Origin of the sequence: Asanoa ferruginea (assembly GCF_003387075.1) — a bacterium.
Classification (GTDB): domain Bacteria; phylum Actinomycetota; class Actinomycetes; order Mycobacteriales; family Micromonosporaceae; genus Asanoa; species Asanoa ferruginea.
This window is the reverse complement of sequence record NZ_QUMQ01000001.1, coordinates 4170803-4185034: the sequence shown is the minus strand read 5'-3', so window position 1 is coordinate 4185034 and position 14232 is coordinate 4170803. Positions and strand designations below refer to the sequence as shown.

Sequence of the window (14232 nt, the reverse complement as noted above, 5' to 3'; positions counted from 1 at the left end):
GGAATGGCCCGGGACGGAAGGGGTAGAAATGCCAAATGGCGCCGACGGACACCCCACCCGGGGCGGAACGGTTCATCCCCGACGACTCGCACAGTCTCGATGACCTGAAGCGGGCCGCGCCGGGCTGCCACGGCTGCGAGCTCTACGAGAACGCCACCCAGGTGGTCTTCGGCCGCGGCGACGCGCACGCCCAGATCGTGATGGTCGGCGAGCAGCCCGGCGACATCGAGGATCAGCGCGGCCTGCCGTTCGTCGGCCCGGCCGGCCACCTGCTGCGCCGCGCGGTCGACGAGGCCGGGATCGACCCGGCCACGCTCTACATCACCAACGCGGTCAAGCACTTCCGCTTCGAGCTGCGCGGCACGCGGCGGATCCACCAGACCCCCGACCAGCAGCACATCGTCGCGTGCCGGCCGTGGCTGGTCTCGGAGTTCGCGCTGCTGCGGCCCCGGGTCGTCGTCGTGCTCGGGGCGACCGCGGCCAAGGCCCTGCTCGGCCCGGCCTTCCGGGTCACCCGGCAGCGCGGCCAGGTGCTGCCGTGGCCGGAGTCGGCACAGCATCCCGACGACTTCCGGGTCGCACCGATCGAGGGAGGCGTCGAGGTGCCACCGGGCAAGCTGGTCGCGACCATCCACCCGTCGGCGGTGCTGCGCGCCGACGACCGGGACACCGCCTTCAACGGCCTGGTCGACGACCTCAAGGTGGTCGCGGCGGCCGCTAGGAAGGGTTAGCCACCCAGTCGATCAAAGGCCGCCGGCCGCTCGCCACATAGTCGGTGACCAGGCGCCGCGCGGTGGCGGTGCTGACCCGGACCAGCTCGGCCGGGATCTCGACCGGGGCGTCGTCGACCGTCCACTGCACCGTGAGCGGCTGGTCGGCCGGCAGCTCGACCGCATAGCGGCCGTCGGGCAGCCAGGTCACCGACGCCCGGCCGACCTCCATGTCGATGTCGACCCGCAACTCGTCGTCGCCGCCGACCGGACCGAACCAGAGCGACTGACCGAACCCGCCGTAGGGTGCCGCGCGCTGGATCGAGTAGTCGAACAGCTCGCCGGCCTTCGCCGCACCCGTGACGGTCTGCTCGCTCGCGTTGATGTCGGTCATCACGTACGTCACCGGATGAGGCTACCCGTGCCGTCGATGACCCTCCGGAAGAAGGTCTGGCCACCGTCGACACTGCCCCAGACCGTCATCCTGGAGCCCTCCGGCAGCATTCCCGGCAGCAGCGTGTCGCAGCTGGTCGGGCTGTTGGAGTCGAAGGTGCGCGACCCGCAGGTGGTGTTGTCGACCACCACCTCGGTGTCGCGACCGTCGGTGCGCATCTGCTGAGCGGGACGCGCCTCGGCGTGGTCGAACGACTCCGGTGCCACGGGCAGCGGCCGACCGCTCTGACTGTTGATCCGGGTGTGGTCGAGATCCTGGCTCAGGCTCGGGTCCCGTCCAGACGAGATGGGCGTGGAGCCGGTATCACCGGTGCTGCGGTAGCTGCCCGTGGTGGGACGCCGGTCGCCCGCGACCCGCGGCTGGAAGCCCCTCGACGCGTCCTGCACCGACTGTGGCGCGTCCGCCCGGTGCACCCGGTCCCAGCCGGGCGTCACCGAGTTGAAGTGGTCCGGATCCGGTGGGTTTCCGGAGGTGCCGCGCGGCGGTCCGCCACCACCACCCGGTGGGCCGCTGCCGCCGGGACCGCGCCGCGGACCGCCCGGCCCGCTGCCCGGCGGGCCACCGCGCGGCCGGCCGCCGGGTGGCGCGCCACCGCCACCGCCGCCGGCCCGCGCCGTCGGCGAGCGGAAACCGGGAATCGCCCGGCCGAGCTTGGTCTCTACGGCCGGCGGCAGCTTGACCTTGCGCCCACCCGACCGCCGCGGCTTGCCGGCCACGTCAGCTCAGCACCGCGTTGATCGCCTGGTCCTGAAGCAGGCCGACGACCGTCTGCGTGATCGTCTTGAACAGCGGTATCTCCAGCAACGACGCACCGAAGGTCACCACCGCCGTGGCGATCGCCTGCGCGATCTGGATCGCCAGCAGGATCAACTGGATGATCACCTGGATCTTGAGCATCAGCACGATCGCCGCGCAGACGATCAGGCCCGCGCCCAGCACGACGGCGCCGGTGCTGGCTCCGGACAGCGTCGCGGGCGCGTTCTCCTCGCCCGACCACCAGCCCTGGAACGCCTCCACCGCCGGCCCGGCGCTCAGGCTGGTCACCTGTTGGGCGCCCGCGCCGACCGTGGCCGAGGCCTGCTCCGCATCGGCGGCGAAGGCCAGCCACGCCTGCCCCATGCCGAAGAGTTTCTCTTCGTCGGAGGTCGGCCAGTCATAACCGATCATTCCGAGTACGGAGACCAGCTCACCCGGCAGCGCCAGACCCATGGCTAGGCGATCCGGCCGTGCATGCCCTGGAACCGGTCGAGTGCGTCGCGATCGGCCTCGTCGTAGCTGTCGGCCATCAGCATCAGGTCGTCGGTGGCGTCGAGCAGGTCGTCGGCGCAATCCTGGAGACACTCGAAAGCCCATTGCGAGACCGCGTCGTACGCCGTGCCGACCAGCATCCCGATCGTGTCGTCGCCGAACCCGCCCTGGAATCCGGAAAGCTCCGCGATGAGCCCCTCAACCCGGCTCGCGAACGCATCCGCCGCGCCACCGATTGCCGAGCCGCCCGCGCGCACCGCGTCGGGAACCACGGCGAACCCGGTCACGGCCGCTTCCCCAGCCGATCCATCGCGTCGTCGAGCGCGCCGGTGAACCGGGCCAGCTGCCGCAGGCTGTCGTCCTGCATCTGCCGCACCTGACCGGCCAGCGCGCCGAAGTCGACGCTCAGCGACCCGCTGCCGGAGGCCTCGGCCAGAGCGGCGTTGACCGCCTCGGTGATCGCCTCCGCGAGGTCGCCGAGCGGCACCCGCCCGGCCCGCGGGTCGATCTCCACCCACTCGATCCGGCCGGGGCCGCTGGCCCGCACCGTCACCAGGCCGTCGAGCGCGCTGCCCTGACCACCGGTCTCGGTCTCTGTCTCGGCCGCAGGGTCGGGCGCGCCGCCACCGGCCGCCAGGGAGTCGAGCATCCGCCGCGCCTGGGCCAGGGTCGCCTCGAGGTCACCGGTGCCATCCGCCATCGCCAAGTCGCCACTCCCCCGCGTTCCGCACCAACCGGCAACCAGAAGATAGCACTACGTCGATAGCAAGTTGATCAGCCGGAGCGGGGAGGCGACTCAGCCGCCCGAGGCGGCGATGCGCACCGGCGCGGGTTCGTAGACGTGCGGCGCCAGCCGGGCACAACACCGCAGGTTGCGGTAGCGGCCCTGGTAGTCGAGCCCGTAGCCGACCACGACACCGGCCGGCACGTCGAAGCCCACATAGCGGATGGGCACCGGCAGCGCCTGGGCGCCGGGCTTGCGGAACAGGCCGCAGAACTCCAGCGAGGCCGGGCCGCGGGCGCGCAGGTTGGTCATCAGCCAGGCCGCCGTCAGGCCGGTGTCGATCACCCCGTCGACGACCAGCACGTCGCGGCCGGCCACGTCGACGTCGATGTCCTTGCGGAGCCGGACCGCGCCGGAGCCGCCCTGGCCGGCACCGTAGGACGTGATGCCCATCCAGGTGATCTCCACGTGCCGGTGGAGGGCACGGGCCAGGTCAACCGTCACAGTGGCCGCTCCGTTGAGCACACCCACCAGGAGTAGGTCACGCCCCGCGTAGTCGCGTTCGATCTCAGCCGCCAACGCGGCCACCCGGGCGGCGATCTCGTCTTCGGTCGCGAGGACCTCGGCCACGTCGTCAACCACGTGCGCGTGCTCCACGCGGCTCAAGCTACTCCATTTCGGGGTGCGGCCTCCACCACACGAACGTGGGGGGCCGCCACCTGGCACCATCTATCCGTGCCGCTGACCGCATCCCGCGCCCTCGTAAGGCAGACCGAGCGCTGGTTCGTGCGGCGTGGCGTGCCCCAGATGATCGCCAGATACGAGTTCCGCCGGCACGTGCTCCCGCGCATGGTGCCCTACCTGGCCCTGGTGGCCTTCGTCGATATCGCCTGGTTCGGCTCGCTCGCCGCCGGTGCCGGCGGCCGGTCCCACGAGCTGATCGGCCTCGCGGCAGTCGTCGCCGGGATCGCGGCCTGGCCGCTGCTCACCGCCTGGAGCCGCCGGATACCCCGGCTCTCGCTGGTCACCGCCTGGACGCTGCTGGCCGGGTACGCCGTCCTGCTGGCCGCCGTGCCGCTGACCGCGCTCAAGGCCGGCTGGTCGGTCGCCGGGTTCAGCTACTACCTGCTGGTGGCCGTGTCGGCCACCGCAGGCGGCTACCTGGTGGTCACCTACGGCCTGCTGCCCCTGCTCCGCAGCGCCGTCCGGCACGCGATCGACGACATGCGCAACAGCCTGCGGCTCCAGGGGCGGGCGTTGCCGATGCTGCTGTTCGTCACGTTGTTCTTCTTCTTCACCGGTGAGCTGTGGCAGGCGATGCAGCGGCTGGGCTGGGACCGGGTCGGCTGGGTGCTGCTGCTCTTCGCGGCGGTGACCATCCTGGCCAGCGCCGGCCGGCTGCGCGACGAGATCGGCCGGGTTGAGCAGGACCTGCGCCCGGAACGGCTCAGCCACGCCTGCAAGCGCACCCCGCTGTCCACGGTGGACATGGCCGACGTCGCGCCGGACGGTCCGCTCGCCCCGGTGCGGCTGACCAACGGCCAGGTCACCAACCTGCTGGTCATCCTGGCCACCCGCCAACTCGTGCAGGCGGCCGTCGTCGGTCTGGGCCTGTGCGGCTTCTTCGTGCTGCTCGGTGTGCTGGTGGTGACCCGGGACACCGCGGAGCAGTGGATCGGCGCCGACCCGGTGATGCTCGGCCCGGTGCCGCTGGTGCTGCTCAAGAACGCGACGGTGATCGCCGGCTTCGGCAGCATGTATTTCGCGGTCAACTCGATGATCGACGGCGAGCAGCGACACCAGTTCTTCGCACCGATCCTCGACGAGGTCGAGCGGATCCTGGCGGTGCACGCGGTCTACCTGACGGTCCGCGACGTCGTCCTGCCCAACGCACCCGCCGCCCGCGGCCGCCCGGTTGGGTCTGAGCTCCCGACCCAACCGGCGGCTCCGGATCAGCCGAGCTGAGGTGCGATCTCCGCGGCGATCAGCTCGATCAGCTCGATGTCGCGCAGGTCGCGCAACTGGAGGAAGAGCCGGGTGGCGCCGGCTTCCACGTAGGCGCCGAGGTCGTTGACGATCTTGTTTGGGGTTCCGATCGACGCACCGTCACCGGAGTCGGTGTCGAGCACGTCGCTGCCCCACCGGGCCCGCACCTCCGCGTCGGTCCGTCCACTCACGATGGTCACGGCGGCGGACTTGACCGGCAGGTCGGTGCGCCCGGCCAGTTCGCAGGCGTCGTCGACGACCCGGTAGATGCGGGCCGCCTCGGCGGCGGAGCGGAACGGCACGTTGAACTCGTCGGCGAAGCGCGCGGCCAGCGCCGGCGTGCGCTTCGGCCCGGAGCCGCCCATGATGATCGGCGGCCGCGGCGACTGCACCGGCTTGGGCAGCCCGGGCGAGTCGAGCACCTCGTAGAACTTCCCGGAGTAGCTATAGCGCTCCCCGGCCGGCACCGCCCACAGCCCCGTGATGATCTCGAGCTGCTCGGTCAACCGGTCGAACCGCTCGCGGACCGGCGGGAACGGGATCGCATAGGCCTGGTGCTCCGCCTCATACCAGCCGGCGCCGAAGCCGAGCTCGATGCGGCCGCCGCTCATCTCGTCGACCTGCGCCACGCTGATCGCCAGCGGACCCGGGTAACGGAAGGTGGCCGAGGTGACCAGCGTGCCGAGCCGGACGGTCGAGGTCTCGTGGGCCAGGCCGGCCAGCGTGACCCACGAGTCGGTCGGGCCGGGCAGCCCGTCACCACCCATCGTGAGGTAGTGGTCGGAGCGGAAATAGCCCTCGAAGCCGGCCGCTTCCGTGGTGCGCGCGGCCTTGACCTGGTCGGCGTAGCTGGCACCGAGCTGGGGTTCGGTGAAGATGCACAAACGCATGTGTGCCAACCTAACCCGATGCACCCTCCGGCCGGCTGGCAGATCCGCCAGTCCTTCGGCGGCGACGACCGCGAGGCACTCGACGCCTTCCACCAGAGCGTCTGGGGCGGTCCGATCGTCGTCGCCCATGACGAGGCGATCGACCTGCGCACGCTGCCGGCCCTGGTCGCGCTGGGCCCTGACGGCAAGCTCGCCGGCGCGCTCACGTGGCGGGTCGGCGGCGACGCGTTCGAGGTGGTCAGCCTCGCGGCCGCCGTGAGCGACAACGGGGTCGGCAGCGCGCTGCTGGCCGCCGTGGTGACAGAGGCGAAAGCGGCTGGGGTACGCCGGATCTGGCTGGTCACCACCAACGACAACCTGCGCGCGCTGCGTTTCTACCAGCGGCGCGGGCTGCGGATCGTGTCCGTCGACCCGGGTGCCGTCGACCGGGCGAGGCGGATGAAGCCGAGCATCCCGGCGGTCGGCGACAACGGCATACCCATCCATGACGAGCTGCGGCTCGAGCTGGCGATCGAGAGTCACTGACCATGTGGATCAGCTTCACCACCGACTACGGCCGCCGCGACGGTTTCGTCGCCGCCTGCCACGGTGCGATCGCGAAGATCGAGCCGACGGCCCGGGTCATCGACGTCACCCACGAGATCGTGCCGGGCGACGTGGCCCGGGGCGCCGTCGTGCTGGCGCAGACCGTCGGGGACCTGCCGACCGGCGTACACCTGGCGGTGGTGGATCCCGGTGTGGGCACTGCCCGCCGGTCGATCGCGGTGCGTGCGCCCGGCGGCCTGCTGGTCGGTCCCGACAACGGGCTGCTGATCTGGGCGGCCGAGGCGCTCGGCGGGGTGACCGACGCGGTCGAGCTGACCAACGCGGCGTGGTTCGCACCGGTGGTCACCCGCACCTTCCACGGTCGCGACATCTTCGCGCCGGTCGCCGCCCGGCTGGTCGGTGGCGCGCCACTGCACGAGGCCGGCCCGGCCATCGACCCGGCCGACCTCGCCCGCCTGCCGGAGCCCGAGCTCGAGACCGGCGACGGCTGGCTGGCGGCGGAGGTGCTCAACGTCGATCGGTTCGGCAACGTCCAGCTCGCCGCGACGGCACTGCCGGCACCGGTTGGCCAAAAAGTGCGGATCGGCGACCAGCACGCGGTGATCGGTGAGACGTTCGCCGACGTCGCGCCGGGCGGGCTGGTGGTGCTCATCGACTCGGCCGGCCGGTTGGCGATCGCGGCCAACGGCGCGCCCGCCGACGACGCCCTCGACGTGGTGCCCGGCGACGTGGTGCGGATCACGCTCAGCGACTGAGGCACCATTGAGCGGTGCCCGAAGGCGACACGGTCTGGAACACCGCCCGCGCGCTCCAGCGCGCCCTGGCCGGCAACGAGCTGACCGCTTCCGACTTCCGGGTGCCGCGGCTGGCGACCACGCGGCTGACCGGCTGGCGGGTGCTCGAGTCGGCGTCCCGGGGCAAGCACCTGCTGCTGCGGCTGCGCGACCCGGCCGGCGCCGACCGCACGCTGCACTCGCACCTGCGGATGGACGGTTCGTGGAAGGCCTACGCGCCCGGCGAGCGCTGGGCGGCCAAGCCCGCGCACCTGATCCGGGTGGTGCTGCGCACCTCGGACGCGGTCGCGGTCGGCTATCACCTGCACGACCTGACGCTGGTGCCGACGGCCCGGGAGAACGAGCTGGTCGGTCATCTCGGCCCCGACCTGCTCGGCCCCGACTGGGACCCGGCCGAAGCGGTCCGCCGACTGGCCGCGCACCCCGACACCTCGATCGCCGAGGCGCTGCTCGACCAGCGCAACCTGGCCGGGATCGGCAACCTCTACAAGTCGGAGGCGCTGTTTCTGCGCGGCGTCTCGCCGTTCACGCCGGTGAAGGCCGTGCCCGACCTGACCGCCCTGGTCACGCTCGCGCAGCGGGTGATGGCCAACAACCGGGGCCGCTGGCTGCAGACCACGACCGGCTCGCTGCGCAAGAGCGAGGCCAACTATGTGTATGGCCGGCGCGCCCAGCCCTGCCGGCGCTGCGCGGGCCCGATCCAGAAGGCGGAGCAGGGCGAACGGGTCACCTACTGGTGCCCGCGCTGCCAGCCTCAGCCGTGAGGCCGCTCAGACGGCGGGCGTCGTGGTGGTGCGCAGCTCGGCCAGGCCCGACGCGACGCCGCGGAGCAGGTCGCTGGCCTCGGTGAGGCGGGACACCGACGGGTGGGTGCCGCCGATCCGGCCGTCTTCGGCGACGTAGGCGGCCGCGGCGGCGACCAGCCGCTCGTAGGCGACGACGCCCTCGTCGAGCTGGCGGCTCAGGTCGCGGTGGGCCTCGGTCAGGCCCGGCTCGGTCTCGGGCGGTGCGAAGCGCATCGCCTTCTCCACGCCGGCGACCCGGTGGGCCAGGTCACGCAGGGAGTCTTCGGCGACCTGAGCCTCGAGGAGGGCCGAGCCGCCCATGCCGGTCAGCCGTGGTGAAAGGCCGGTGAGGGTGGCCGACGCCCGGTCGAGGCGGTCCCAGCCGGCCGCGGCGGCGCTGCCCCGCAGGGCGAACCGGCCGCGGTGGCGGCGCACCTCGGCGAGCGCGGACCGGCCGCCGGGTGCCGACTCGACGGCGGCGATCAGCCGGGCCCGGGTGCGCTCGGCGGCGATCGCGGGATCTTGTGGCGGCGGGGCCGGGACGGCGGCGAAGCGGCGCAGGTCGGCCCAGCGCCAGCCGGCCAGCACCAGCGAGCCGCCCGCGGCGGCGGCCCAGGCGGCGTCGGGCAGGCCCAGGCCGGCGTAGGGGGTCAGAACGGCGGCGGCACCGGCGAACCCGGCGCCGACCACACTCCACCGACGCGCGGAGCGGCGCAGCCGGCGCAATCGCCGGAAATATCGGGCCCGCTCGTCGGCCATTCGGTCTCCCCCAGATCAGCCGGCGGCGCTCGATCCGCCGGGGTTCTTGTCCTTGGACATGCTGGCGCGCAGTTCGTCGAGTCGCGCTATCCCGGCGACGTCGGCCTGCGGCTGCTCGTTGGCGGCCTTGTCACCGTTGCCCTCGGCGGCGGCTTCGGAACCGGGCCCGACCGCGGGACGCTCGGCGGCGCTGCCCAGCTTCTCGCCGGCCATGCTGGCCCGGATCTGCTCGAGCCGGTCGGCGCCGGCCATGTCGAGCGTCGAGCGCTGCACCTCGATCATCCGGCCCTCGACCGAGTTGGAGGCGAGTTCGGCGCGACCCATCGCGTTGGCGTAGCGGCGCTCGATGCGCTCGCGCACCTCGTCGAAGGACGGCGTGTTGCCGGGCGCCGCGGTCAGCGACGACATCGACTCCAGCGAGCGGGCCACCGTCTCCTGCATGCGGGCCTGCTCGAGCTGGCTGAGCAGCTTGGTGCGCTCGGCGAGCTTCTGCTGGAGGATCATCTGGTTGTTCTCGACCGCCTTGCGGGCCTGACCGGCGGCGTTGATCGCCTGGTCGTGCAGGCTCTTGAGGTCTTCCATGCCCTGCTCGGCCGAGACGAGCTGCGACGCGAGCTGCTGCGCGGTCTGCTCGTATTTGCCGGCCTCGGGCTCGTTGCCCTCCGCCCGCGACTTGTCGGCGAGCACCAGCGACTGGCGGGCCATCGAGCCGAGCTTCTCGACCTCGGACATCTGCCGGGAGAGCTTCATCTCGAGCTGCCGCTGGTTGCCGATCACCGCGGCGGCCTGCTGCACGAGAGCCTGGTGCTGCCGCTGCGCGTCTTCGACCGCCTGCTGGATCTGCACCTTCGGGTCGGCGTATTCGTCGATCTTGGCGCCGAAGAGCGCCATCAGGTAACGCCACCCCTTGACGAACGGGTTCGCCATGTCCGCGGTATCCCCTCGTGTCTGTGCCTAAGGCCGTTCGCTCCATCGTCTCAGGCGCGCGCCAGCCGGTCACTGCCTTGGCAGCTATTGATCACAGTACGCGCCGCAGGGAAGCGGCGGCTATGGGGCTTTTAGGCCGCGAAGACGACGTCGCGGTCGCGGGGACCGGCCGACGTGTTGCGGGTGGCCTTCAGGGTGGCCTTGAGCGGCGAGGTCTGGTGGACCGAGACCGACACCTTGCCGTCGCTGGCGATCTGCCGGACCGGCGCCTTCGCGCGGGCGGCACGGGCCAGCGCGGCGGCCGGCTCGGGCGTCGGTGCCTTGGCCGGGTCGAGCACCGGCGTGGGCGGCTCGACACGGGCGGGCTCGAACTCGGGCGGCGTCTCTTCGTCGCCGACGCCGGCCAGCACACCGTCCATCTGCTCGGCGAGCGCCAGCGTGTCACTGGCGGCGCGGAGGAGCTGGGAGAGCTGGGTGTCGAGGGCGTCACAGATCGACGAGAGGAGCTCGCTGGAGGCTTCTTTCTGCCCCCGCTCGATCTCCGAGAGGTAGCCCAGGCTGACGTTGGCAGCGGTGGAAACCTCGCGCAGGGTGCGATGTTGCCCCTGCCGGCGTGCGCGCAATGCGTCGCCGATCACCCGACGTAGCAGGACCATTGCGCACCTCCCCCTGCGTCGCCTGCGACCTACGCCGAAGGCTTCCCGCAACCGTACCCGCTCTCCGCTTCCCCGACATCCTGCCCCGCCGGGTGAACGGAGCACCCCCGAGCGGCAGTTGTCCGTTTTGTCCGCGACTCGCCGTGACACGGGGCAGTCAGGAGGCAGAAGTGTTCGCCGTGGGCGAACGCAGCAGTGTGACCAGCGAGTCCAGGGCGTGGGACACGGCACTGGCCCGCACCGCCGACCGGTCACCGCCGAGCCGCAACTCGTCGACCCGCCGCTGCTGCGGGCCGACCACGGCCACGTACACCAGGCCCACCGGTTTGCCGTCTTGTGGGTCCGGCCCGGCGACCCCGGTGGTCGACACGCCCCAGTCGGCCCGGCAGGCCCGGCGGGCGCCCTCGGCGAGCGCGACCGCCACATCCGGATCGACCGCACCTCGGGTGGCCAGCAGCCGCTCGTCGACCCCGGCCAGGCTGGCCTTGAGGTCGGTCGCGTAGACCACCAGCCCGCCGCGGAACACGGCGCTCACCCCGGGGACCTCGACGAGGGTGGCCGCCAGCAGCCCACCGGTCAGCGATTCGGCTACCGCGACCGTCTCGCCCCGCTCGATCAGCAGCCGGACGGCGGGATTCGGATCAGCCACGGGCGCCGCGGCGCAGCCGGATCGCCTGGAAGACGTAGTCGAGGCCGGTCACGACCGTCACCACCACGGCCGCGCCCATGATCCATGGGCCGACCGGCTGGACCGCGTCGGGCACCGGCCAGAGATACCAGGCGATGGCCAGGATCTGGAGGGCGGTCTTCAGCTTGCCGCCCCGGCTCGCGGCGATCACGCCGTAGCGGATCACCCAGAAGCGCAGCAGCGTGACGCCCCACTCGCGGGCCAGGATCAGCACGGTCACCCACCAGGGCAACGCGTCGAACCAGGACAGCAGCACCAGGGCCGAGCCGGTCAGCGCCTTGTCGGCGATCGGGTCGGCCACCTTGCCGAGCGAGGTCACCAGCCCGTAGCGGCGGGCGATCCAGCCGTCGACCAGGTCGGTGGCGGAGGCGACCGCGAAGGTCAGCGTGGCCGCGATCCGCCAGCCGGCGTGCTCGAGCTGGGAGGTGACCACGAGGGCCACGAACACCGGCACCAGCAGCAGGCGCAGGGCGGTCAGGGCATTGGCGGCATTGACGACGGGAACGACGGTGGGGGCTGGGTCCACCTCGGTCACCGGCGAGCCGCCGAGACCATTTCCAGGGGTACGGCCACCAGGTCTACCCCCTCGGACGAAAGGACCTTGGCCCGGACGAGGTCGCCCGGACGCAGTGCGGCGAGATCCACTGAGCCGTCGCCGACCAGCGTCGTCGACCCGTCGACCTCGGGCGCCTGGTGCTCGCCGCGGCCCTCGACCACCCCGTCGTCGACGGTGTCGACCAGCACGTCGACCGTGCCGCCGACCCGGTCTTCGGCGCGCTGCGAGCACAGCTCGTCGGCCAGCGCGGCCAGCTTGTCGTAGCGCCGCTTGATCGTCGAGCTCTTGACCTTGTCGGCGAAGCCGGCGGCCTCGGTGCCGTCTTCGTCGCTGTAGTCGAACACGCCGATCGCGTCGAGCCGGGCCTCGGTCAGGAACCGGACCAACTCGTCGACGTCGCCGCGGGTCTCGCCGGGGAAGCCGACGATGAAGTTGGACCGGGCGCCCAGCTCCGGCGCCAGCGACCGGGCCGAGGCCAGCAGCTCCAGGAACCGCTCGGTCGAGCCGAACCGTCGCATGCGGCGCAGCACCGGCTCGCTGGCGTGCTGGAACGACAGGTCGAAGTAGGGCGCCACGCCCGGCGTCGTCGCGATCGCCTCGACCAGGCCGGGCCGGGTCTCCGCCGGCTGGAGGTAGCTCACCCGCACGCGGACGATCCCGTCGACGGTCGCGAGCTGCGGCAGCAGCTTCTCCAGCGCCCGCGGGTCGCCCAGGTCCTTGCCGTAGGACGTCGAGTTTTCGCTGACCAGGACCAGCTCGCGGACCCCGGTGCCGGCCAGCCACTCGGCCTCGGCCAGCAGCTCATCGGGGGTACGCGAGACGAACGCGCCGCGGAACGCGGGGATCGCGCAGAACGTGCACCGCCGGTCGCACCCGCTGGCCAGCTTGAGCGACGCGACCGGGCCGCTGTCGAGCCGGCGGCGCAGCACGGTGCGCAGGTGGGCCGGGGTGTGCTCGTCGACGACGTTGCCGTGGCCGGGCTGCACCACGGTGGCGGCGCGGCGGGCCACCGGGGTCAGCGGCAGCAGCTCGCGCCGGTCGCGCGGGACGTGCGCGTCGATCGTCTCGCCGGCCAGCACCGCGTCGAGGCGGGCCGCGATGTCGGGGTAGTCGTCGAAGCTCAGCACCGCCTGGGCCTCGGGCAGGCTGTCGGCCAGCTCGCGGCCGTAGCGCTCGGCCATGCAGCCGGCGGCGACCACCTTCGCGCCGGTGTCGGCGGCGGCCATCAGCGTCTGGATCGAGTCGTGCTTCGCCTTCTCGACGAAACCACAGGTGTTGACCAGGACCACGTCGGCACCTTCGCCGTCGGTGGTCACCTCCCAGCCGCCACCGTGCAGCCGGGCGGCCAGCTCCTCGGAGTCGACCTCGTTGCGGGCACAGCCCAGGGTCAGCAGGGCGACCCGGCGGCGGGCAGCATCAGTCGAGGAGGAAGCGGACACCTCACGAGGGTACCGGTCGCGCCGCCGGGTGCTTACGAGGACGCCGACGTCAGCAGGGCGGCGACCCGGTCGAGGAGGAACACCTCGGTGCCGGCGAGGCCCACCGAGAGGAACACGCTGATCTCGTCGGCCGTGCCGCGACCGGGCAGCGCGCCGGCCGCGATCGCGCCCAGGTCGCGCGGCGCCGTGCCGGCCAGCAGCAGCGGCGGCTCGTAGGCGCCGGCCTGCGCGGGCGAGTCGGTGGCCAGCACGCCGGCCCGGGCCAACAGGTCGAGGCCGTATTCGGCGCGCCCGCGCTGCTTGAAGCCGACCAGGTTGACGTGGGTGCCGGGGGCCAGGTCGGCCGCCGACAGCACCGGACGCTCGCTGGTCGTCGCCACGATCACCAGGTCGCGGTCGCGGACCGCCTCGGCCGCGCTGGCGGCCGCTGTCGCCGGCACGCCCAACTCGGCCCGCACCCGGGCCGCGAACGCCGTCCGCCGGGCCGCCGAGCGGCTGAACACGCTGACCGCGGTCAGCGGGCGCACCGCCGCGGCCGCCCAGATCTGGGTCCAGGCCTGGCGGCCGGAGCCGAGCACGCCGACCGTGCCGGCGTCGGGCCGGGCGAGCAGGTCGACGGCGGCACCGCCGAGCGCGCCGGTGCGCCGGGAGCCGATCTCCTCACCCACCGCGATCGCCCGGATCCGACCGTCCCGGGCGTCGTGCAGCACCACGAGCTGCTCGCCGTCGGCGTGGCCGAAGGTGTCGTAGGAGCGGAAGCCGTACCACTCGTCGGCGAGGTGCCCGGCGGTCATCACCAGCCGGCCGCCCTCCAGCACGGCGCTGGCCCGCGGCGGGGCGATCAGGCGGCCGGCGTGCGCCGCGACCAGCGCGTCGCGCATCGCGGCGACGGCGGTGGAGGCGTCGAGCCGGGCGGCCACGTCGGGGTCAATCAACAGCAGCGGCACGCACCCATCCTTGATGTTGAACCTGGGTTGAGGTCAAGTAAGGTCGTGCGTGGCGGCGCCGCTTTCGGCGCCTACCCCGGACGAGTGGCGCTCCGTACCCGGCCGAGCAAAGACGGCGCGCAC

General features: G+C 72.6%; 19 protein-coding genes and 1 riboswitch. Of the genes, 5 read left to right on the top strand and 14 right to left on the bottom strand.

The annotated features are described in order from the left end of the window. The first annotated feature begins 35 nt into the window (after positions 1-35). Entirely contained in the window at positions 36-731 is a 696-nt protein-coding gene (locus DFJ67_RS19655) for a UdgX family uracil-DNA binding protein (protein ID WP_116069324.1), read from the top strand. Here the strand turns inward: DFJ67_RS19655 and DFJ67_RS19650 are convergent. The 6 genes from DFJ67_RS19650 to hpt all read right to left on the bottom strand — a co-directional run bounded on the left by DFJ67_RS19650 (position 718) and on the right by hpt (position 3793). Beyond that, positions 718-1116, bottom strand: a complete 399-nt coding sequence (locus DFJ67_RS19650) for a hypothetical protein (RefSeq protein WP_116069323.1) — start codon at positions 1114-1116, stop codon at positions 718-720. The two genes, DFJ67_RS19655 and DFJ67_RS19650, sit on opposite strands and share 14 nt — an antisense overlap. Continuing rightward, on the bottom strand, positions 1113-1880 hold the full coding sequence (locus tag DFJ67_RS19645) for a DddA-like double-stranded DNA deaminase toxin (RefSeq protein ID WP_116069322.1): 768 nt from the start codon (positions 1878-1880) through the stop codon (positions 1113-1115). Before DFJ67_RS19645 ends, DFJ67_RS19650 begins: the two co-directional genes overlap by 4 nt. A gap of 1 nt (position 1881) precedes the next feature. Continuing rightward, a complete protein-coding gene (locus tag DFJ67_RS19640; RefSeq protein ID WP_116069321.1) occupies positions 1882-2373 on the bottom strand; it encodes a WXG100-like domain-containing protein in 492 nt (163 codons plus the stop codon). A 2-nt stretch (positions 2374-2375) separates the two neighbouring features. Continuing rightward, positions 2376-2699: a hypothetical protein gene (locus DFJ67_RS19635; protein ID WP_116069320.1), complete on the bottom strand. Its 324-nt coding sequence runs from the start codon at positions 2697-2699 to the stop codon at positions 2376-2378. Then, positions 2696-3112 (bottom strand): YbaB/EbfC family nucleoid-associated protein, encoded by a 417-nt coding sequence (locus DFJ67_RS19630; protein WP_116069319.1) that lies wholly within the window; start codon positions 3110-3112, stop codon positions 2696-2698. The genes DFJ67_RS19635 and DFJ67_RS19630 overlap by 4 nt, the downstream gene beginning before the upstream one ends. 96 nt (positions 3113-3208) lie before the next feature. Beyond that, the gene (gene hpt, locus DFJ67_RS19625; protein ID WP_116069318.1) at positions 3209-3793 is read right to left on the bottom strand and encodes a hypoxanthine phosphoribosyltransferase; all 585 of its coding nucleotides are present in this window, start codon (positions 3791-3793) and stop codon (positions 3209-3211) included. A 78-nt stretch (positions 3794-3871) separates the two neighbouring features. Here hpt and DFJ67_RS19620 point away from each other — a divergent pair, with 78 nt between their 5' ends. Beyond that, positions 3872-5101, top strand: a complete 1230-nt coding sequence (locus DFJ67_RS19620; RefSeq protein ID WP_147315550.1) for a DMT family transporter — start codon at positions 3872-3874, stop codon at positions 5099-5101. Here DFJ67_RS19620 and DFJ67_RS19615 read toward each other — a convergent pair. Continuing rightward, the gene (locus tag DFJ67_RS19615) at positions 5089-6012 is read right to left on the bottom strand and encodes an LLM class F420-dependent oxidoreductase (RefSeq protein ID WP_116069316.1); all 924 of its coding nucleotides are present in this window, start codon (positions 6010-6012) and stop codon (positions 5089-5091) included. The two genes, DFJ67_RS19620 and DFJ67_RS19615, sit on opposite strands and share 13 nt — an antisense overlap. Positions 6013-6030: 18 nt before the next feature. Here DFJ67_RS19615 and DFJ67_RS19610 point away from each other — a divergent pair, with 18 nt between their 5' ends. From DFJ67_RS19610 to DFJ67_RS19600, 3 genes are read left to right on the top strand one after another with little or no spacing between them, the layout of a single operon-like run. Then, positions 6031-6537: a GNAT family N-acetyltransferase gene (locus tag DFJ67_RS19610; RefSeq protein WP_116069315.1), complete on the top strand. Its 507-nt coding sequence runs from the start codon at positions 6031-6033 to the stop codon at positions 6535-6537. Positions 6538-6539: 2 nt separating this feature from the next. Beyond that, positions 6540-7313, top strand: a complete 774-nt coding sequence (locus DFJ67_RS19605) for an SAM hydrolase/SAM-dependent halogenase family protein (protein ID WP_116069314.1) — start codon at positions 6540-6542, stop codon at positions 7311-7313. Positions 7314-7327: 14 nt separating this feature from the next. Then, the gene (locus tag DFJ67_RS19600) at positions 7328-8116 is read left to right on the top strand and encodes a DNA-formamidopyrimidine glycosylase family protein (RefSeq protein ID WP_116069313.1); all 789 of its coding nucleotides are present in this window, start codon (positions 7328-7330) and stop codon (positions 8114-8116) included. A 6-nt stretch (positions 8117-8122) separates the two neighbouring features. Here DFJ67_RS19600 and pspM read toward each other — a convergent pair whose 3' ends face one another. From pspM to DFJ67_RS19565, 7 genes are all read right to left on the bottom strand, one after another. Further along, entirely contained in the window at positions 8123-8896 is a 774-nt protein-coding gene (gene pspM / locus DFJ67_RS19595) for a phage shock envelope stress response protein PspM (protein WP_116069312.1), read from the bottom strand. Between the two features lie 15 nt (positions 8897-8911). Further along, positions 8912-9823 (bottom strand): PspA/IM30 family protein, encoded by a 912-nt coding sequence (locus tag DFJ67_RS19590; protein ID WP_116069311.1) that lies wholly within the window; start codon positions 9821-9823, stop codon positions 8912-8914. Between the two features lie 131 nt (positions 9824-9954). Further along, on the bottom strand, positions 9955-10479 hold the full coding sequence (locus DFJ67_RS19585) for a helix-turn-helix domain-containing protein (protein WP_116069310.1): 525 nt from the start codon (positions 10477-10479) through the stop codon (positions 9955-9957). Positions 10480-10636: 157 nt separating this feature from the next. Continuing rightward, a complete protein-coding gene (locus DFJ67_RS19580) occupies positions 10637-11128 on the bottom strand; it encodes a CinA family protein (RefSeq protein ID WP_116069309.1) in 492 nt (163 codons plus the stop codon). Continuing rightward, on the bottom strand, positions 11121-11702 hold the full coding sequence (gene pgsA, locus DFJ67_RS19575) for a CDP-diacylglycerol--glycerol-3-phosphate 3-phosphatidyltransferase (protein WP_116069308.1): 582 nt from the start codon (positions 11700-11702) through the stop codon (positions 11121-11123). The genes DFJ67_RS19580 and pgsA overlap by 8 nt, the downstream gene beginning before the upstream one ends. Beyond that, the gene (gene rimO, locus DFJ67_RS19570) at positions 11699-13162 is read right to left on the bottom strand and encodes a 30S ribosomal protein S12 methylthiotransferase RimO (protein ID WP_116069307.1); all 1464 of its coding nucleotides are present in this window, start codon (positions 13160-13162) and stop codon (positions 11699-11701) included. Before rimO ends, pgsA begins: the two co-directional genes overlap by 4 nt. A gap of 32 nt (positions 13163-13194) precedes the next feature. Next, positions 13195-14109: an ornithine cyclodeaminase family protein gene (locus tag DFJ67_RS19565; RefSeq protein ID WP_116069306.1), complete on the bottom strand. Its 915-nt coding sequence runs from the start codon at positions 14107-14109 to the stop codon at positions 13195-13197. Between the two features lie 50 nt (positions 14110-14159). Further along, positions 14160-14231, top strand: a riboswitch (guanidine-III (ykkC-III) riboswitch). Position 14232: the final 1 nt, after the last annotated feature.